Here is a 17,999-nt window from a genome sequence, read left to right on the forward strand (position 1 = left end):
CACGCAGAAGCCCCCGTTCGTCGCACGACGAGCGGGGGCTTCGGTCATTTCGCGACCGTCATCGGTCCGCCGCCGGGGCGGGCGCGGCCGGTCGACCGGAGGCCGGCGAGGTGTCTTCGGCAAGCCGCGCCAGGTCGGCGCCCACGCGCTGCGCCATGTCCGAACCCGGCTCCAGCAGCCCCTGCAGCCTCGTCCAATGCCGACGCGCCAGCGCCAAGTCGCCTTGGCGCACCGCGGCCGCGCCAGCCAGGGCCAGCGCCTTCGGCTGGTCGGGATCGAGCGCGAGCGCCGCCTCGATCGCCGCCAGCGCCGGGCCGCCGAGGTCGCCTTGCTGCTGCGAGCCCAAGGTGTCGGCCAGGTCGGCCTGCAGCTTTGCCCGCAACAGGGTCTGGTCGGGCGCCGTCGCCAGGGCGATCGCGCGGCGATAGGCTGTCGCCGCCTCGGCATAACGTTCCTGCACCTCGCGCGACCGGGCCAGGACCATCCAGCCTTGCAGATCCTCGGGCGAGGCCTGCAGGCGCGCCGCCAGCCCTTCGACCATCGCCTCGACATCCACCCCCTGCGTCGCATGCGTGGCGCCGCCCTCGGTGTTCGCTTCGGCCGCCGCGCGCGGATCGCCGACCTCCAGGTACACCGCCAGCGCCGCCACGGGCAAGGTGAGGCTCAAGACCGCCGCCGTCCCCTGCCGCCACACGGCGCCACGCGCGCGGCGGGTCGACCCTGCCGGCACGGCGACCTCGATCGCGAAGGCCTCGTCCGGCGCATCGGAGGACCGCTCGTCGCCCTGCAGCAGCGGCCGCAGCAGCACCGCGAGCACCGCCAACAGCAACAGCAGCGCGCTGGCCCAGAGCGGAAACATCGCGTTCATGCGGGCCGTCCTTCCTCGAATTCATCGTTGTCGGGATCGAAGGGCGCCTCGTCCGCGAGCGCATCGAGCGCCGCGCCCTGTGCGAAAGCGCCGCGCCGGTGCAGCGCCGCGGCCAGCGCGGCCAGGCCGGCGCCCAGCAGCAGGAAGGGGCCGGTCCACAGCAGCCAGGTCGACGGCCGCCACGGCGGCAAGTAACGGACGAAGGCGCCATAACGCGCCTCGAAGAAGGCGACGACCTCGGCGTCGCTGCGACCGTCGCGCAGTTGCTCGCGGATGGCCTGGCGCATGTCGGCGGCCAGCGGCGCGTTGGATTCGGCCAGTGTCTGGTTCTGGCAGACGACGCAGCGCAGCTGGTGGGCGAGGCGCGATTCGCGCGCCTCGAGCTCCGCGATCGCGGCGGCCGGCGCCGCAGCCGAGACCGTCGCCGTGCCGGCCTCCGGCGCACCTGAGGCCGACGACGCGGTCAAGGCGATCAGCGCGCTCAGCGCCACCGGCGCCAGACGTCTCGCGGCAAGACGCAGGCGCGCGCTCATCGCGCCGCCTTCAGCGCGGGCAGCAGCTTGTCGCGCCAGACCTCGGCGGTCACCGGTCCCTGGTGGCGATAGCGCACGCGCCCGCGGGCGTCGATGACGAAGGTCTCCGGCACGCCCTGCACGCCGAAGTCCAGGCCGACCCGGCCATCGGCGTCGATCGCCGACGCCCGGTACGGGTTGCCCACGGCGCCCAGCAGCGCGCGGGCCGCGTCGTCCCGGTCCTTGTAGTTGAGGCCGTACAGCGGCACGCCGTCGCGCGCCGACAGTTGGCGCAGCGCCGGCAGCTCCTGCCGGCAGGGCTTGCACCAGGACGCCCAGACGTTGAGCATCCACGGCTGCCCGCGCAGGGCGGCGCTTCCCAGTTGCTGGCCGGGGTCCTCGAGCACCGGACGCTCGAACACCGGAACCGGGCGATCCAGCAGCGCCGAGGGCAGCGCGCGTGGATCGCGTTCCAGCCCGAGGGCCAGCATCAGCGCCAGGCCCAGGAACAGCAGCAGCGGCAACAGGTAGCGCATCAGGCGGTTTCCTCCCGGGTGAGGGCCGGACCGCCGGGCAAGGCGACGCCGGCGGGCGCCGAGCCCGGCGAGCGCGCGCGGCCGGGCGCCGTGGCCCGTGCGGGCGCCGCCGGATGGGACGACACCGGATCGCGCTCATGCCGGGGCATGCGCAGCCGTCGGTCCGCCATCGCCAGCAGCCCGCCGATCGCCATCAAGGCCACGCCGGCCCAGATCCAGGCCATGAACGGCTTGACGTGCAGCCGCACATGCCAGCGGCCGTCCCCCACCGGATCGGCCAGCACGACGAACAGGTCGCGCCGCCAGCCGACGTCGATGGCGGGCTGGCTCAGGGCCGTGCCGTCGGCGCGGAACACGCGCTTCTCCGGATGCAGCGTCGCCGCGCCAGCGCGGAAGGTCGCCCGCACGCTGTCGTGGTTGGGACCGGCCACCGGATCCAGCGACTCGAACTGGAAGCGCACGCCATCGAGCACCACGGCCTCGCCGACCGCGAGCGCCGCCTCCTGGCGCTGCTCGAAACCGGTGGCCAGCGTCGCGCCGAGCACGAACACCCCCAGGCCCGCATGCGCGGCCAGCATGCCCCACCAGCCGGCCGGCTGGCGCCGCGCGCGGCGTCCGAGTCCGCCCTCGCCGGCGGTGCGCAGCCGGTCGTGGGCGTGGGACAGCGCCGAGCCGATGCACCAGGCCGCCAGCACCACGCCGAAGCCGGCCAGCGGCGTCCAGCCGGACAAGCGGCCGCCGGTGAGCGCGAGCAGCGCCAGCGCGCAGGCGCCGCTGGCGATGAGCGCGCCGCGCAGCTGGCGGCCCAGCTCCGGCACCGGCGCCCGCTTCCAGCGCGCCAGCGGGCCGACGCCCATCAGCACCAGCGCCGGCACCAGCATCGGCATGAAGACCGCCTCGAAATAGGGCGGGCCGACGGAGATCTTCTCGCCGCGCAGCAGGTCCAGCGCCAGCGGATAGAGCGTGCCCAGCAGCACGGCCAGCGCGGCCACGCCGAGCAGCACGTTGTTGAGCAGCAGCAAGGTCTCGCGCGACAGCGCCGCGAAGCGGCCGCCCAGCCCGACCTGCGGCGCGCGCCAGGCGAAGAGCAGCAGCGAGCCGCCGACCACCGCGATCATCATCGACAGGATGTAGAGGCCGCGGCCCGGGTCGACCGCGAAGGCATGCACCGAGGTGAGCACGCCCGAGCGCACGAGGAAGGTGCCCAGCAGGCTCAGCGAGAACGCCGCGATGGCGAGCAGCACGGTCCAGCTGCGGAAGGCGCCGCGGCGGTCGGTGACGACCAGCGAGTGGATCAGCGCCGTGCCGACCAGCCAGGGCATCAGCGACGCGTTCTCGACCGGGTCCCAGAACCACCAGCCGCCCCAGCCCAGCACGCCGTAGGCCCAGGCGCTGCCCAGCAGGATGCCCAGCGTGAGGAAGCTCCAGGCGGCCAGCGTCCAGGGCCGCGACCAGCGCGCCCAGGCGGCGTCCAGGCGCCCCGACAGCAGCGCGGCCAGTCCGAAGGCGAAGGCCACCGAGAAACCGACGTAGCCCATGTAGAGGAAGGGCGGATGCGCGACCATGCCGGGGTCCTGCAGCAGCGGGTTGAGGTCGCGGCCCTCGGGCGCGGCCGGCGACAGCCGCGCGAACGGGTTGGACAGCCACAGCAGGAACACCAGCATGCCGATGCTGAGGGCGCCCAGCACCGCAAGCACGCGCGCGACGTAATCGCGCGGCAGGCGGCCGCTGAGCAGCGCCACCGCCGCCCCCCAGACGCTCAGCAGCGTCTGCCAGAGCAGCATCGAGCCCTCGTGGCCGCCCCAGACCGCGGTGAAGCGGTAGATCGCGGGCAGCGTCGAATGCGAGTTCGCCGCGACGTACAGCACCGAGAAGTCGCCCCTCAGGAAGCAGGCGGCCAGCACGCCGAAGGCCAGCAGGCACAGCGCGCATTGCAGCAGCGCGGCGGGCCGGGCCACGCGCATCCATGGCGCCACGCCGCAGTGCGCGCCGACCAGCGGCAGCACCGCCTGCACGACGGCCACCAGCAGGGCGAGCACCAGCGCGAACAGGCCGATCTCCGGGATCATGGCGCGGCTCCCGGGACCAGCGCGGGCGCGTCCGCCGCGACACCGCCGGTGTGGCCGGCGCCGCCGTTGACGCCGGCCCGCCTGGCGTGGTCGAGCGCCGCGGCCGCTTCCGGCGGCATGTAGTTCTCGTCATGCTTGGCCAGGACCTGCGTGGCGACGAAGGCGCCGTCCTCGCGCAGGCGGCCGGCCACGACGACGCCCTTGCCCTCCTTGAACAGGTCGGGCAGCACGCCGCGATAGCGCACCGGCACGCGATGGACCTGGTCGGTGACGACGAAGCGGACGGTGAGGCTGTCGCCGGCGTCGCGATGCAGCGAGGCCGGCTCCACCAGCCCGCCGAGGCGGAAGGCGGCGTCGCGCGGCGCCTGCGCCGCGGCGATCTGGGTCGGGCTGAAGAAGAACATGACGTTGTCGCCCAGCGCGCGCAGCACCAGCGCGGTCGCGAGCCCGAGGGCACCGACACCGAGCAGCACGGCCAGCAGGCGGCGTTGACGGGCTTTCAAGCGGACTCCTCCTCGCCGGCCGGTTCAGGGAGCGGAGACGATCGGCGGGCACGGCGCCACAGCGCCAGCACTTCAACCAGCAGCAGCAGGCCCGCGGCCCAGCCGATGGCGAGGTAGAACGCGTGGCTCATGGCAGTGCCTCCAGGTGGCGTTCGCGCAGCAGGCAGCGGGCGCGCGCCAGCGAGACCGCGATCGCGTAGGCCCAGCAGGCCAGCGCCATCAGCAGCATGCCGGCGAGCATCGAGCTCGCCATGGACGGGGCGGCATCGAAGCGGATCGACGCGCCTTGATGCAGCGTGTTCCACCACTTCACCGAGAAGTAGATGACCGGCACGTTGACGACACCGACCAGCAGCAGCAAGGCCCCGGCGCGGTCGGCGCGGCGGACGTCGTCGATGGCCGAGACCAGGGCCAGGTAACCGAGGTAGAGGAACAGCAGCAGCAGCTCCGAGGTCAGGCGCGCGTCCCAGACCCACCAGGTGCCCCAGGTCGGCTTGCCCCAGGCGGCGCCGGTCCACAGCGCGATGGCGGTGAAGACGGCGCCGGTGGGCGCCAGCGCGCGCGTCATCACCGGCGACAGCCGCGTGCGGTAGATCAGCCCCAGCGCCGCATGCAGCGCCGCCACCAGGTACAGGAACATCGACATCCAGGCCGCCGGGACATGGAGGTAGATCAGGCGATAGACCTCGCCTTGCTGGTGGTCGGTGGGCGCGACGACGAAGCCGATCCACAGGCCCGCGGCGCCCAGCAGCGCGGCGGCGCCGGCGAACCACGGGACGACGCGGGCGGCCCAGCGGTCGAAGACGACGGGCGAGGCGAGCGCGCGCCAGCGGCGTGGGCGAGCGAGTGGCTGATCGAGTGGGGGATCGAGTGGCTGATCGAGCGGATGAGCAAGTGGGCGAGCACCCTGGCGTGCGTGGGACGCGGGTGCGTCGGCCAGATCGCCGGAACGAGCGTGAGGCGCGTCGGTGCGCGTCATGTCGCCGGCGGCGTCGGTCGACGTCGTGGCGAGCGGGGCGATGCCGGTCATCGACATGGCGGGGACCTCCTCATTCGACGGCCAGGCGCAGCGCGGCGGCCGTGGCCCAGGGCAGGGTGACCAGCGAGACCAGCAGCGCCGCGCCGAGCAGCGACAGCTGCGGGCCGGCGGCCAGGCCCTGCTGCGCGGCGGTGGTGGCGCCGCTGCCGAAGATCAGCGTCGGCACGCACAGCGGCAGCACGATGAGCGCGAGCAGCACATGCCCCCGCAGGCCCAGCGTCAGCGCCGCGCCGAAGGCGCCGAGCAGCGACAGGGCCGGCGTGCCGATCAGCAGCGCCAGCGCCAACACGCCGGTGGCCGTGGGCGCCAGGTCGTACTGCAGGGCCAGCAGCGGCGCGGCCACCACCAGCGGCGCGCCAGTCGACAGCCAGTGCGTCAGCGTCTTCGCGGCCACGACGGCCAGCGCGCCGCCGGGCGCCAGCACCGCCTGTTCCAGGCTGCCGTCGGCCAGGTCCGCTTCGAACAGCCGGTATTGGGAGAGCAGCATCGCCAGCAGCGCCGCCACCCAGATCACGCCCGGACCGAGCACCGTCAGCAAGGCCGGATCGGGGCCGATCGCCAGCGGGAACAGGCAGGTGACAAGCGCGAAGAACACCAGAGGCCCGAGCGCGTCGGCCGGCCGGCGCGCCGCCAGCAGCAGGTCGCGATGCAGCAGCGCCAGCATCACGGCGCGGACTCCATGGCGCTGACGGCCGTCGCCGAGGCGATGTCCGGATCGGGCCGGGAGGATGCGGGCCGAGAGGATGCGGGACCCAGTGTCAGCGCGATGCAGCGGGGCAGCGGCAAGGCGAGCGGCTGATGGGTGGCGACGACGGCGAGGCCACCGGCCTCCAGGTGAGCCGTCAGCAGCCGGGCGAAGACCTGCTCGCCGTCGCCATCGAGCGCGGCGGTCGGCTCGTCGAGCAACCACAGCGGGCGTGCGCTGGCTCGCACCCGCGCCAGCGCAAGCCGGCGGCGCTGGCCTTGCGACAGCCGCCGCGCCGGCGTCGCCGCCGCCTGCCGCAGGCCGACCTCCTCGAGCGCGGTCTCAAGCGCCGCCGGCGGCAGGGCGTGGCCCCCGATGCGCGTGGCCAGCGCGAGGTTCTCGCGCGCGCTCAGGTCCAGGCTCAAGCCGTTCTGATGCGCCAGGTAGGCCAGGCTCGCCGGGGCGGCGCCCTCGACCACGCCGTGCTCCCGCGGCAGCAGGCCGGCGAGCTGCCGCAGCAGGCTGCTCTTGCCGCTGCCATTGGGACCGCGCAGCGCCAGCGCCTGCCCGGTGTGAAGCTCGAAACTCAGGTCGCGGAAGAGCCAGCGGCCGCCGCGCGCGCAGCCCAGGCGTTCGACGCGCAGCGCGCGGCGCGGCGCATCAGGCGCATCGGGGGGCTCGGTGTCGGCGCGACCGTCGAGGTCGCCGCGCTCACGATGCGCCATCGCCCGGACGGCCCTGGGGGGCCGCGCCCGTTCTGGCCGCGTCGTCGCCCTTGGGCACATGCTGGCCCGGGCTGTCGGACGGGCCCTCGCCCGGCGGGATGTGCGGCAACCGGTGCGCGATGCCCTTGTGGCAGTCGATGCAGGTCTTCTCCTTGCTCGCGAGGTAGGTCGAGTGCATCGCCTGCGCCCGCGCGCTCTGCCGCGTGAAGTCCATCGACTCGTAGTTGTGGCAGTTGCGACACTCCAGCGAGTCGTTGGCCTTGAAGCGCGCCCACTCGTGCTTGGCCAGCTCGAGCCGCTTGTCGTGGAATTTCTCCGGCGTGCTGATGGTCCCGAAGATCTTGCCCCAGACCTCCTTGGACGCCTGCATCTTGCGGGCGATCTTGTCGGTCCAGTTGTGCGGCACGTGGCAGTTGGAGCAGATCGCCCGCACGCCCGAGCGGTTGGTGTAGTGGATGGTGCTCTTGAGCTCCGCGTAGACGTTCTCGCGCATCTCGTGGCAGCCGGTGCAGAAGGCCTCGGTGTTGGTCGCTTCCATCGCGGTGTTGAACGCGCCCCAGAAGACGACGCCGCCGATGAAACCGCCCAGCGTCAGGAAGCCGAGGCTGAAATGGACGCTGGGCCGTCGCAGGACGGTCCAGTAGCGCCCCAGGAGCCGGATCGTGGCTTGCAGCATGGTCCGCTCCCGGGGCTCACTTGCGGCCCGCGGGCGCCGGGGCGGCCTTGCGGGTCTGCGGGTTCAGGGTGTCGCGCCGGATCAGCGTATCGATGTCGACGAAAGTGTTGGGCACCACCAGCGGCGCGGCGTCCTGCGGTACGTGGCATTGCACGCAGAAGTAGCGCCGCGTCGAGACCTGCCCGAGCATGTGCCCCTCGCGGTCCATGTAGTGGGTGATGCTCACCGGCACCGCCTGCGACACCGAGGTGTTGGCGCGCGCATGGCAGTCCAGACACTTGTTGAAGTTCTTGTCCAGCTGGTAGCCGTCGATCCGGTGCGGGATCGTCGGCGGCTGCATCGCGTAGTTGCGGGTGCGGCGCAGGTCGTCGTTGATCTGGTTGCCCAGCAGCGGCGGCTTGGTGGTCTCGGTGATCGGCGTGGGGCCGCGCGCCGCGTCGATGAAGGGCTGGCCTGGCTTCGGGCCGGCGGGCTGCGCCGCGGCGAGGCCTGCGGCCAGCAGCGCGGCGCCCGCCATGCCGGCTGCGTGACCGACCACATGACGGACCACACGGGCGACGATCGCCAGGAGCCGGCGTGGGAGAGTGTGCATCGGGGTCATCGCGCGTTCTCCTTCAGGCGACCTTGGTGATCTTGACCGCGCACTTCTTGTAATCCGTCTGCAGCGAGATCGGATCGGTCGCGTCCAGGGTCACCTTGTTGATCAGCTCGCTCGCGTCGAACCAGGGCACGAACACCAGGCCCTGCGGCGGCCGATTGCGGCCGCGGGTCTCGACCCGGGTCTGCATCTTCCCGCGTCGCGACGAGATCTCCACCAGCGAGCCGCGCCGCACGCCCAGCGCCTTGGCGTCGTCCGGATGCATGTAGCAGTAGGCGTTGGGCACCGCGCGATGCAGTTCCGGCACGCGGCGCGTCATCGAGCCCGAATGCCAGTGCTCGAGCACCCGTCCGGTCGAGAGCCAGAACGGATAGTCCTTGTCCGGGGACTCGGGCGGCGGCTCGTAGGGCAGGGCGAAGATGTTGGCCTTGCCATCCGGGTTGCCGTAGAACTGCCAGCCGGTGCCGGCCTTGACGTAGGGATCCTCGCCCTCGCGGTAGCGCCAGCGCGTCTCCTTGCCGTTGACCACCGGCCAGCGGATGCCGCGCGCCTTGTGGTACTCGTCGAACGGGGCCAGGTCGTGCCCATGGCCGCGGCCGAAGCTGGCGTACTCCTCGAAGAGGCCCTTCTGCAGGTAGAAGCCGAAGGCCTGCGCCTCGTCGTTGGCGTAGGCCTTGTCGACGTCCGCCAGCGGGAACTTGTCGACATGGCCGTTGCGGTAGAGCACGTCATACAGCGTCTTGCCGCGCAGGCCGGGTTTCTGGTCGATCAGTTCCTGCGGCCAGACCTCCTCGACCTTGAAGCGCTTGGAGAACTCCACCAACTGCCACAGGTCGGAACGCGCGTCGCCCGGCGCCTTCACCAGCTGGTGCCAGAAATGGGTGCGGCGCTCGGCGTTGCCGTAGGCGCCTTCCTTCTCGACCCACATCGCGCTGGGCAGGATCAGGTCGGCGGCGACGGCGGTCACCGTCGGGTAGACGTCGGAGACGACGATGAAGTTCTCTGGATTGCGGTAGCCCGGGTAGGTCTCCTGCATCAGGTTGGCGCCGGCCTGCATGTTGTTGTTGACCATCACCCAGTAGGCGTTGAGCGCGCCGTCCTTGAGTTTGCGGTTCTGCTCGACCGCGTGATAGCCGGGCTTGGCCGGGATGGTGCCCTCGGGCAGGCGCCAGATCTCCTCGGCGTGCGCGCGGTGCTTGGGATTGGTCACCACCATGTCCGCCGGCAGCCGGTGGGCGAAGGTGCCGACCTCGCGCGCGGTGCCGCAGGCCGAGGGCTGTCCCGTCAGCGAGAACGGGCTGTTGCCCGGCGTCGAGATCTTGCCGGTCAGCAGGTGGATGTTGTAGATGAGGTTGTTGGCCCAGGTGCCGCGTGTGTGCTGGTTGAAGCCCATGGTCCAGAACGAGGTGACCTTGGTCTTGGGGTCCGCGTACAGCTCGGCCAGCGCCTTGAGCCGGTTCTTCGGCACGCCGGTCAGTTCGGCGGTGTAGTCGAGGTCGTACTTGCTGACGAACTTCGCGTACTCGTCGAAGGTGATGGGCTTGGCGCCATTGGGGTCGCCGGCATTCTTCGCGGCCTTCTGCAGCGGATGCTCCGGCCGCAGGCCGTAGCCGATGTCGGGATTGCCCAGCTTGAAGTTGGCGTGCTTCTCGACGAACTCCTTGTTGACGCGGTTGGTCGAGATGATGTGATGGGCGATGTAGTTGAGGATCGCCAGGTCGGTCTGCGGCTTGAAGATCAGCTCGATGTCGGCCAGCTCGCAGGAGCGGTGCTCGAAGGTCGACAGCACCGCGACCTTCACGTCCGGGCCGCTGAGCCGCCGGTCGGTGACGCGGGTCCACAGCACCGGATGCATCTCGGCCATGTTGGAGCCCCACAGCACGAAGACGGTGGCGTTCTCGATGTCGTCGTAGCAGCCCATGGGCTCGTCCATGCCGAAGGTCCGCATGAAGCCGGTCACCGCCGAGGCCATGCAGTGGCGCGCGTTGGGATCGAGGTTGTTGCTGCGGAAGCCCGCCTTCATCAGCTTGGACGCGGCGTAGCCCTCCCAGACCGTCCACTGGCCCGAGCCGAACATGCCCACCGCCGTCGGTCCCTTGGCCTTGAGCGTCTTCTTGAACTGCTCGGCCATCACATCGAAGGCGCGGTCCCAGCTCACCGGCTGGAACTCGCCGTCCTTGGCGTACTGGCCGTCCTTCATCCGCAGCAGCGGCGTGGTGAGCCGGTCCGCGCCGTACATGATCTTGGACAGGAAGTAGCCCTTGACGCAGTTCAGGCCGCGGTTGACCTCCGCCTCGGGGTCGCCCTGGGTCGCCACGACGCGGTTGTCCTTGACCGCCACCTGCACGTGGCAGCCGGTGCCGCAGAATCGGCACGGCGCCTTGGACCAGGTCAGCTTCGAGGCCTGCGCGTAGGCGTTGCCGTCCTGGGCCAGGACCTCGATGGGAACGCCCGCCACGGCGCCGGCGGCGACGGCGGCGGAATGTCGGACGAAGTCGCGGCGAGTGCTCATGGTCGGGGTTCCTCTTGAAGGCAAGGCTCGGGTTCGATGTGCTGGTAGACCAGCGCGACGTTGACCACGCCGGGCAGGCCCTGTAGCTCGCCGACCTGGTCCAGGATCTCGCCGGCGGTATTGCCGTCCAGCGTCACGACCAGCTTGCCGCTGGCCGAGCGACCGTGGAGTCGCGCCGACGGCATCCGGTCGACCGCGGCGGCGGCGGCGTCGAGCAGGCGTGGCAACACCTGCACCACCACGCTGGCGATGTGCATCTCTGCGGGCATGGCATGCCTCGGAAGGGGTTCAGGGCCGCGATCGGCGGCGTGTGGCCGGAGGGATCGCGTGGAGACGCCGCGGCGGCGGCGGTGGGGGGCGGTTGCTACCCGCCGGGCGGGCCGGCGAACATCTGATAGACCCAGACGGTGAATCCATAACCCGCGACGGTGACGACGGCCAGCACCGGCGCCATCACGACAGCGAGGAACAGGAAGCTGCGCAGCTCTTCGGTGCGCGTCGACGGCGAGGCGTCGGTCGGAGGGAACAATGGCATGACGGCTTCTCCCTGGCGGTCGGCCCCTTGAACCTGGCGGTTTCTGTTTTGTGCGCGGGGCGACCAACCGGTTATAGCGGCGGCCTCCTCGGACTGTCAACGAGAACCCGCGTGTAACCGGCCCAAGGCCCCGATCACAGGGACATCGCGCGCAGGTCGTCCCGACGGGGGCAGGTGTTGCGGGGAACATGGGCGGCGATTCTTCGCCGTGGCCTCATGCCGCGTGTTGACGACTGTCAACGCAGGGGCCGGACGCCGTCAAAGGCCCGGCGCGTCGCTTCAGGACTGGCGCACGCGGATGCGCAGTTCGCCCTCGAGCAGCAGGCCTTCCTCGCGCAGCAGCCGCAGCAGCGTCGGCTGCAGATGCCGCAACTTGGCGGCGATGGCGGCGTTGTCGGCGACCAGGGTCCAGCCCTGCTCGTCGAGCGTGCCGGCCTGGACGAAGCGCTTCATCGCGCCCGGCAGCGCCACGCTCACCGCGGCCAGGTGCCGCTGCGACAACGCCAACTGCTGCCCCAGCCGCGCCAGCACGCCGTGCTGCGACATCGCCCGGCCGAAGTCCAGCGGATCGGGCGCTTCGGGCTTGACGCGGGGTGGCAGGTAGCGGGGCGGCATGGGTTGGCAGTGTAGTCCCGGCACTGGAAAACCCGCATCCGGACCGGGACGGCGCGCGTGCCCGCCGGCCCGGGCGCGCGAGGGGCGGGTGCTAAACTCCGCCGGTTTTTTTCCGCGCTGGCGCTTGCAGGCCGGGGTTTGCGTCCCCAACTGCACCGGTCGCGCGGAACTGCCCTCGGAGGCCGCCCACGAGGCGGTCCGGCGGGCGTCCGAGCCCGGTCGACCGGGCCCCACAAAAGAACTTCACGAAGCCGCATGTTGCCCAAGCTTTTGACCCAGATTTTCGGCAGTCGGAACGAGCGCCTGCTCAAGACCTACCGCAAGGTCGTCCAGCAGATCAACGCGCTGGAACCGCAGTTCGAAGGCCTGAGCGACGACCAGTTGCGCGCCAAGACCGAGGAGTTCAAGCAGCGCATCGCCAAGGGCGAGACCGTCGACGACATCCTGCCCGAGGCTTTCGCCGTCTGCCGCGAGGGCAGCAAGCGCGTCCTCAAGATGCGCCACTTCGACGTGCAGCTGATCGGCGGCATGGTCCTGAACGCCGGCAAGATCGCTGAAATGCGCACCGGCGAAGGCAAGACCCTGATGGCCACGCTGCCGGTCTACCTGAATGCGCTGACCGGCAAGGGCGTGCACGTCGTGACGGTCAACGACTATCTCGCGCGGCGCGACGCCGAGTGGATGGGCCGCCTGTACCGCTTCCTCGGCCTGACCGTGGGCATCAACTACTCGGGCCTGCCGCGCGACGAGAAGCAGGCCGCGTACAACGCCGACGTCACCTACGGCACCAACAACGAGTACGGCTTCGACCACTTGCGCGACAACATGGTCTACGAGGTCCGCGACCGCGTGCAGCGCGGCCTGGCCTACGCGATCGTCGACGAGGTGGACTCGATCCTGATCGACGAGGCGCGCACCCCGCTGATCATCTCCGGCCAGGCGGAGGACCACACCCAGCTCTACGTCGCGATCAACGCGGTCGCGCCGCAGCTCAAGCGCCAGATCGGCGAGCTGGACCCGCGCACCGGCGAGGGCGTGATCGAGCCGGGCGACTTCACCGTCGACGAGAAGTCGCACCAGATCTACCTGACGGAAGACGGCCACGAGAACGCCGAGCGGCTGCTGTCTCAGGCCGGGCTGCTGACCGAAGGCGCGTCGCTGTACGACGCCGCCAACATCACGCTGATGCATCACCTGTACGCCTCGCTGCGGGCGCACCACGTGTATCACCGCGACACGCATTACGTCGTGCAGAACGGCGAGGTCGTGATCGTCGACGAGTTCACCGGCCGCCTGATGACGGGCCGCCGCTGGAGCGATGGCCTGCACCAGGCCGTCGAAGCCAAGGAAGGCGTGCAGATCCAGGCCGAGAACCAGACGCTGGCCTCGGTGACCTTCCAGAACTACTTCCGCATGTACGGCAAGCTGTCCGGCATGACCGGCACGGCCGACACCGAGGCCTACGAGTTCCAGGAGATCTACGGCCTGGAGACCGTGGTGATCCCGCCGAACCGCCCGACGGTGCGCCGCGACGAGCTGGACCTGGTCTACAAGACCACGAAGGAGAAGTACGACGCCGTCACGCAGGACATCCGCGACTGCCACGAGCGCGGCCAGCCGGTGCTGGTGGGCACGACCTCGATCGAGAACTCCGAGAAGGTCTCCGAGCTGCTGACCAAGGCAAAGCTCCCTCACCAGGTGCTGAACGCCAAGCAGCATGCCCGCGAGGCGGACATCATCACCCAGGCCGGCCGTCCGGGCGTGATCACGATCGCGACCAACATGGCCGGCCGCGGCACCGACATCGTGCTGGGCGGCAGCATCGAGAAGGACGTCGTCGCGATCGAGAACGACGAGGCGCTGTCCGAGTCCGAGAAGCAGGCCAAGATCGCCGCGCTCAAGGCCGAATGGCAGCAACTGCACGAGCAGGTCAAGGCCGCCGGCGGCCTGCGCGTGATCTCCACCGAGCGCCACGAGAGCCGCCGCATCGACAACCAGCTGCGCGGCCGCTCGGGCCGCCAGGGCGACCCGGGCTCGTCGCGCTTCTACCTGTCGCTGGACGACCAGCTGATGCGCATCTTCGCGGGCGACCGCGTGCGCGCCATCATGGACCGCCTGAAGATGCCCGAGGGCGAGGCGATCGAGGCCGGCATCGTGACGCGCTCGATCGAGAGCGCGCAGCGCAAGGTCGAGGCTCGCAACTTCGACATCCGCAAGCAGCTGCTCGAGTACGACGACGTGTCGAACGATCAGCGCAAGGTCATCTACCAGCAGCGCAACGAGATCCTCGAGGCCGAGGACCTGCTGGCGCAGATCTCGCATCTGCGCACCGGCACGTTGACCGACGTGGTGCGCGGCTTCGTGCCGGAGGAATCGCTCGAGGAGCAATGGGACCTGGTGGCGCTGGAGCGCGTGCTGCGCGACGAGTGGAAGCTCGAGGTGCCGCTGGGCGAGATGCTCAAGAAGAGCGAGACGCTGACCGACGAGGATGTGCTGAACGCCGTGCTCAAGGCCGGCGACGCCGCCTTCCAGGACAAGCTGGACCGCGTCGGCCTGGAGCAGTTCACGCCCTTCATGCGCATGGTGCTGCTGCAGAGCATCGACCAGCACTGGCGCGAGCACCTCGCGTCGCTGGACTACCTGCGCCAGGGCATCCACCTGCGCGGCTACGCGCAGAAGAACCCGAAGCAGGAATACAAGCGCGAGGCCTTCGAGCTGTTCTCGCAGCTGCTGGACGCGGTGAAGCTGGAAGTGACGCGCGTGCTGCTGAACGTGCGCATCCAGTCGCAGGAGGAGGCCACCGCCGCCGCCGACGCGATCGAGCAGCGCGCCGAGAACGTCAGCAACGTGACCTACACCCATCCGAACGAAGATGGCTCGGTGTCGCAGGACGCGGCGCCGGTGGCGGGCGGCACGCAGGCCGTGCCCAGCGAGTGGGGCCATGTCGGCCGCAACGATCCCTGCCCGTGCGGCAGCGGCAAGAAGTTCAAGAGCTGCCACGGCAAGCTGGCCTGATCCGGTCTTGCTCCCGCTGATGAACGGCGCCCCTCGCGGGCGCCGTTTTGTTTTGGTGCCCTCCTCGCGGTCCTGCAAAGAAACTCCCTCGCCCCGCTTGCGGGGAGAGGGCGGGGGTGAGGGGCCGAGCCTCCTACAATCCCGCGCGCGGGCGCCGACGCTCGCGCTCGCACCGGACCGCCGCGTCCGGACGCCGACCCTCAACGACCGTCCACCATGCCCGTCAACCTGACCGCTCCCGATCCGCAAACCCTGCTGCCCGTGCCCGGCGTGCGCCTGGGCGTCACGATGGCCGGCGTGCGCAAGGCCAACCGCCGCGACCTCACGGTGATCGCGCTCGACGAGGGCGCCAGCGTCGCCGGCGTCTTCACCGCCAACCGCTTCTGCGCCGCGCCGGTGCAGGTCTGCCGCGAGCACCTCGCGTCGGGCGCGGCGATCCGCGCGATCGTCATCAACACCGGCAATGCCAACGCCGGCACGGGCGCCGACGGCCTGGCGCGCGCGCGCCAGACCTGCGACGCGCTCGCCGCCGAATTGAAGCTCGACGCGAAGCAGGTGCTGCCGTTCTCGACCGGCGTGATCATGGAGACGCTGCCGGTGGACCGCATCGTCGCCGGCCTGCCGGCCGCGATCGCCGCGCTGAAGCCGGACCACTGGGGCGAGGCCGCCGCCGGCATCATGACCACGGACACGCTGCCCAAGGCCTGCTCGCGCCAGCTCACGATCGGCGGCCGGACGGTCACCATCTCCGGCGTGTCCAAGGGCGCCGGCATGATCCGCCCGAACATGGCGACGATGCTGGGCTTCGTCGCCACCGACGCGGTGCTCGCGCCGGAGCTGCTGCAGCCGCTGGTCAAGGAAGCGGCCGACCTGTCCTTCAACCGCATCACCATCGATGGCGACACCTCGACGAACGACTCGTTCGTGCTGATCGCCACGCACCAGGCCGGCCACGATCGCATCACCTCGCTGACCAGCGCCGAAGGCCGCGCGCTGCGCGACGCGGTGGTGGCGGTCTCGCAGCAGCTGGCGCAGGCCATCGTGCGCGACGGCGAGGGCGCGACCAAGTTCATCTCGGTGATGGTGCAGGGCGGCAAGACCGAAGAGGAATGCCGCAAGGCGGCCTACGCGATCGCGCACTCGCCGCTGGTGAAGACCGCGTTCTTCGCCAGCGATCCCAACCTGGGCCGCATCCTGGCGGCGGTCGGTTATGCCGGCATCGACGACCTCGACCAGGGCCTGATCGACCTGTTCCTCGACGACGTGCATGTCGTGACCAAGGGTGGCCGCCGGCCCGAGTACAAGGAAGAGGACGGCCAGCGCGTGATGAAGCAGAGCGAGATCACGGTGCGGGTGCACCTGAACCGCGGTCCGGCCGAGACGACGGTCTGGACCTGCGACTTCAGCCACGAGTACGTGACGATCAACGCGGACTACCGCTCCTGATCGAGACCGCCGACGGCGGTGCATGACGCGCGAACGGCGGCCCGAGGGCCGCCGTTGTCGTCTGCCGCGTCAGAAATCGACGGCGCGCGTGCCGCGCATGCCGCGCGCCAGCAGCGTCGCGTTGATGAGCTGCGCTTCCTCGCGGCTGCCGAAGGGCCAGACGGCCGCGCGCCAGCCGTCCTTGGTCTGGAAGACCTCGCCGTTGGGCACGGCGTTGCCGCCCAGCGTCTGGCCGATCATCTCGCGCATGCGCGCCAGCTGGGCCTCGGCATCGGCCTTGTTCTTCTGCGGCTGACCGACCAGCGCCACCAGCTTGCCGCCGGGCGCGGCGTCGCGCTTCATCAGGTTGCCCAGGCCGGCGTCGTCCACGCTCACCCGGCGCTCGGCCTCCGGCGACGAGGCGGCCGGCTTGCCGGTGTCCGGTGCCGGGCTCTCCTTCGCGGTGGCGGCGGCCGCCTGCTCGCGCTGGGCCCGCTCCACGCCGCTTTGCAGCGTCGGGCGGATGCTCGGGATCGCGGGTGCGCTCGGCGCCGTGGCGGTGGTCGCGGCGCTTGCGGGGGCCGAAGACGCCGCAGCGGCGGAAGTGGCTGAGGCGGCCGAAGCGTCGGCCGAGGGAGCGACTTGCGAGGCAGCGGCGCTCGCGGCCGTCGGTGCCTCGGACGCCGCGGCAGCCGGCGCCGATGCCGATGCCGATGCCGACGCGGCGGAAGCCGCCTGCGTCGCCAGGGCCGCGGACGCCGCCGACGCGGCCTCGGCCGCGGCCTGCGCGGCGCGCTCTTCCTCCGATGGCTTGGACGACGGCCACAGCGCCCAAACTGCGGCGATGAGCACGAGTGCGCCAACGCTGGCAGCCACGCCCAGCCGCGCCGGATCCAGCGCGCGTCGACCCAGCACCCGGTCGCGCCGGCCGACGAGCACCCGCCGTCGCGCCGGCCCCGCATCGAAGGCGGCGCTCAGCAGCACCAATTCCATCGGCCATGCACCAGCCTGGTTCGCGTCGGCGGCCAGCGCGCGTTCATCGATCTCGACGCGCCGCAGCGGCAGTTCCTCCGGCGCGGCGGTGAAGCCGTGGTCCAGCGCCATCGCGGCCACCGCCGAGGTCTTCAGCCCCGGGATGAATTCATCGACCCACGCCGGCCGAGGCCCGTTCGCGGCGGCCTTGCGCTGCCACGGCAGGCGTCGCTTCGCCGGCGCGGGGGCGGCGCCCTCGGGCGGCGCGGTGGCGGCCTCGAGGCTCGGTTCCTTGGGCAGCGCCTGCGCCATGAAGGGCAGGGCGACGGCACCGACGGTGTGCACGTCCGCGATGCCGATGCGACGCGCCAGCGGATGTTTGTTGTGCCAGTTCACCAGCAGCCAGGCGACGACGTCCGGCGACGGTCCTTCCCACGGCGCGGCCGGCGCGGCGGGGGCGGGCGTGGCGGCGGGCGCGACCGCGCCGCCGTCGGGCGGCGGGGCGGTCGGGTCGACGTCGGGCGAGGCGGGGGTATCGTCCATGGCGCCGGCCATTGTGCGTCAGCCCCTGCGGGCCGATCGCCGCGCGACCGGGGCGAAGGCCCTGGAATTCGAGGCTTCGGCCCGGTCCCGTCCCCTTGAGAAGCGGGCATGGGATTTGTATGGTGGAACGCATGCCGTCCTTGCCGCTCCCGCCACCTCGACCCCCCCAGC

At 71.2% G+C, this 17,999-nt stretch carries 18 protein-coding genes; 2 read left to right on the forward strand and 16 right to left on the reverse strand.

The features are described 5' to 3' along the window. Positions 1 to 58 precede the first annotated feature (58 nt). From FHT38_RS03300 to FHT38_RS03365, 15 genes are all read right to left on the reverse strand, one after another. A complete protein-coding gene (locus FHT38_RS03300; RefSeq protein WP_183489858.1) occupies positions 59 to 868 on the reverse strand; it encodes a hypothetical protein in 810 nt (269 codons plus the stop codon). Then, positions 865 to 1,401 (reverse strand): cytochrome c-type biogenesis protein, encoded by a 537-nt coding sequence (locus tag FHT38_RS03305; RefSeq protein ID WP_091721770.1) that lies wholly within the window; start codon positions 1,399 to 1,401, stop codon positions 865 to 867. Before FHT38_RS03305 ends, FHT38_RS03300 begins: the two co-directional genes overlap by 4 nt. Beyond that, positions 1,398 to 1,916, reverse strand: coding sequence for a DsbE family thiol:disulfide interchange protein (locus tag FHT38_RS03310; RefSeq protein ID WP_183489860.1), 519 nt, complete (start codon positions 1,914 to 1,916; stop codon positions 1,398 to 1,400). Before FHT38_RS03310 ends, FHT38_RS03305 begins: the two co-directional genes overlap by 4 nt. Then, positions 1,916 to 3,985 (reverse strand): heme lyase CcmF/NrfE family subunit, encoded by a 2,070-nt coding sequence (locus tag FHT38_RS03315; protein ID WP_183489863.1) that lies wholly within the window; start codon positions 3,983 to 3,985, stop codon positions 1,916 to 1,918. The genes FHT38_RS03310 and FHT38_RS03315 overlap by 1 nt, the downstream gene beginning before the upstream one ends. After that, complete coding sequence (gene ccmE, locus FHT38_RS03320) at positions 3,982 to 4,488, reverse strand: cytochrome c maturation protein CcmE (RefSeq protein WP_183489866.1); 507 nt, start codon at positions 4,486 to 4,488, stop codon at positions 3,982 to 3,984. Before ccmE ends, FHT38_RS03315 begins: the two co-directional genes overlap by 4 nt. Beyond that, positions 4,485 to 4,619: a hypothetical protein gene (locus tag FHT38_RS25200; RefSeq protein ID WP_255488590.1), complete on the reverse strand. Its 135-nt coding sequence runs from the start codon at positions 4,617 to 4,619 to the stop codon at positions 4,485 to 4,487. The genes ccmE and FHT38_RS25200 overlap by 4 nt, the downstream gene beginning before the upstream one ends. Then, on the reverse strand, positions 4,616 to 5,428 hold the full coding sequence (ccmC, locus tag FHT38_RS03325; RefSeq protein WP_404935721.1) for a heme ABC transporter permease CcmC: 813 nt from the start codon (positions 5,426 to 5,428) through the stop codon (positions 4,616 to 4,618). Before ccmC ends, FHT38_RS25200 begins: the two co-directional genes overlap by 4 nt. Before the next feature lie 109 nt (positions 5,429 to 5,537). After that, positions 5,538 to 6,191: a heme exporter protein CcmB gene (gene ccmB / locus FHT38_RS03330; RefSeq protein WP_183492379.1), complete on the reverse strand. Its 654-nt coding sequence runs from the start codon at positions 6,189 to 6,191 to the stop codon at positions 5,538 to 5,540. After that, the gene (ccmA, locus tag FHT38_RS03335; protein WP_183489869.1) at positions 6,191 to 6,937 is read right to left on the reverse strand and encodes a heme ABC exporter ATP-binding protein CcmA; all 747 of its coding nucleotides are present in this window, start codon (positions 6,935 to 6,937) and stop codon (positions 6,191 to 6,193) included. Before ccmA ends, ccmB begins: the two co-directional genes overlap by 1 nt. Next, on the reverse strand, positions 6,924 to 7,613 hold the full coding sequence (locus FHT38_RS03340) for a cytochrome c3 family protein (protein ID WP_221211208.1): 690 nt from the start codon (positions 7,611 to 7,613) through the stop codon (positions 6,924 to 6,926). The genes ccmA and FHT38_RS03340 overlap by 14 nt, the downstream gene beginning before the upstream one ends. A 16-nt stretch (positions 7,614 to 7,629) precedes the next feature. After that, a complete protein-coding gene (locus FHT38_RS03345) occupies positions 7,630 to 8,130 on the reverse strand; it encodes a nitrate reductase cytochrome c-type subunit (RefSeq protein WP_183485797.1) in 501 nt (166 codons plus the stop codon). Positions 8,131 to 8,227: 97 nt separating this feature from the next. Further along, positions 8,228 to 10,723, reverse strand: coding sequence for a periplasmic nitrate reductase subunit alpha (gene napA / locus FHT38_RS03350; protein ID WP_183489872.1), 2,496 nt, complete (start codon positions 10,721 to 10,723; stop codon positions 8,228 to 8,230). Beyond that, a complete protein-coding gene (locus FHT38_RS03355; RefSeq protein ID WP_255488592.1) occupies positions 10,720 to 10,992 on the reverse strand; it encodes a chaperone NapD in 273 nt (90 codons plus the stop codon). The genes napA and FHT38_RS03355 overlap by 4 nt, the downstream gene beginning before the upstream one ends. 95 nt (positions 10,993 to 11,087) lie before the next feature. Then, entirely contained in the window at positions 11,088 to 11,258 is a 171-nt protein-coding gene (gene napE, locus FHT38_RS03360; protein ID WP_091721808.1) for a periplasmic nitrate reductase, NapE protein, read from the reverse strand. 279 nt (positions 11,259 to 11,537) lie between these two features. Then, positions 11,538 to 11,873, reverse strand: coding sequence for a hypothetical protein (locus tag FHT38_RS03365; RefSeq protein ID WP_091721812.1), 336 nt, complete (start codon positions 11,871 to 11,873; stop codon positions 11,538 to 11,540). A gap of 255 nt (positions 11,874 to 12,128) precedes the next feature. Between FHT38_RS03365 and secA the strand changes: the two genes are divergently transcribed. Both secA and argJ read left to right on the forward strand, forming a co-directional pair. After that, positions 12,129 to 14,888, forward strand: a complete 2,760-nt coding sequence (gene secA / locus FHT38_RS03370) for a preprotein translocase subunit SecA (protein ID WP_091721816.1) — start codon at positions 12,129 to 12,131, stop codon at positions 14,886 to 14,888. Between the two features lie 216 nt (positions 14,889 to 15,104). Next, positions 15,105 to 16,334: a bifunctional glutamate N-acetyltransferase/amino-acid acetyltransferase ArgJ gene (gene argJ / locus FHT38_RS03375; protein WP_183489876.1), complete on the forward strand. Its 1,230-nt coding sequence runs from the start codon at positions 15,105 to 15,107 to the stop codon at positions 16,332 to 16,334. A 69-nt stretch (positions 16,335 to 16,403) separates the two neighbouring features. Here the strand turns inward: argJ and FHT38_RS03380 are convergent, their stop codons facing one another. Then, complete coding sequence (locus FHT38_RS03380) at positions 16,404 to 17,828, reverse strand: hypothetical protein (RefSeq protein ID WP_183489879.1); 1,425 nt, start codon at positions 17,826 to 17,828, stop codon at positions 16,404 to 16,406. Between the last annotated feature and the right edge of the window lie 171 nt (positions 17,829 to 17,999).

The organism is Mitsuaria sp. BK041 (assembly GCF_014193085.1).
Taxonomy (GTDB): Bacteria; Pseudomonadota; Gammaproteobacteria; order Burkholderiales; family Burkholderiaceae_C; genus Roseateles.

Bases quoted from the DNA above. Each gene is read 5' to 3' on its own strand.
- secA (WP_091721816.1), top strand. From the start codon at position 12,129: ATGTTGCCCAAGCTTTTGACCCAGATTTTCGGCAGTCGGAACGAGCGC.
- FHT38_RS25200 (WP_255488590.1), bottom strand. From the start codon at position 4,619: ATGAGCCACGCGTTCTACCTCGCCATCGGCTGGGCCGCGGGCCTGCTG.
- FHT38_RS03380 (WP_183489879.1), bottom strand. From the start codon at position 17,828: ATGGACGATACCCCCGCCTCGCCCGACGTCGACCCGACCGCCCCGCCG.
- napA (WP_183489872.1), bottom strand. From the start codon at position 10,723: ATGAGCACTCGCCGCGACTTCGTCCGACATTCCGCCGCCGTCGCCGCC.
- napE (WP_091721808.1), bottom strand. From the start codon at position 11,258: ATGCCATTGTTCCCTCCGACCGACGCCTCGCCGTCGACGCGCACCGAA.
- FHT38_RS03340 (WP_221211208.1), bottom strand. From the start codon at position 7,613: ATGCTGCAAGCCACGATCCGGCTCCTGGGGCGCTACTGGACCGTCCTG.
- FHT38_RS03315 (WP_183489863.1), bottom strand. From the start codon at position 3,985: ATGATCCCGGAGATCGGCCTGTTCGCGCTGGTGCTCGCCCTGCTGGTG.
- FHT38_RS03305 (WP_091721770.1), bottom strand. From the start codon at position 1,401: ATGAGCGCGCGCCTGCGTCTTGCCGCGAGACGTCTGGCGCCGGTGGCG.
- FHT38_RS03365 (WP_091721812.1), bottom strand. From the start codon at position 11,873: ATGCCGCCCCGCTACCTGCCACCCCGCGTCAAGCCCGAAGCGCCCGAT.
- ccmB (WP_183492379.1), bottom strand. From the start codon at position 6,191: ATGCTGGCGCTGCTGCATCGCGACCTGCTGCTGGCGGCGCGCCGGCCG.
- argJ (WP_183489876.1), top strand. From the start codon at position 15,105: ATGCCCGTCAACCTGACCGCTCCCGATCCGCAAACCCTGCTGCCCGTG.
- ccmA (WP_183489869.1), bottom strand. From the start codon at position 6,937: ATGGCGCATCGTGAGCGCGGCGACCTCGACGGTCGCGCCGACACCGAG.
- FHT38_RS03355 (WP_255488592.1), bottom strand. From the start codon at position 10,992: ATGCCCGCAGAGATGCACATCGCCAGCGTGGTGGTGCAGGTGTTGCCA.
- FHT38_RS03345 (WP_183485797.1), bottom strand. From the start codon at position 8,130: ATGGCGGGCGCCGCGCTGCTGGCCGCAGGCCTCGCCGCGGCGCAGCCC.
- FHT38_RS03300 (WP_183489858.1), bottom strand. From the start codon at position 868: ATGAACGCGATGTTTCCGCTCTGGGCCAGCGCGCTGCTGTTGCTGTTG.
- FHT38_RS03310 (WP_183489860.1), bottom strand. From the start codon at position 1,916: ATGCGCTACCTGTTGCCGCTGCTGCTGTTCCTGGGCCTGGCGCTGATG.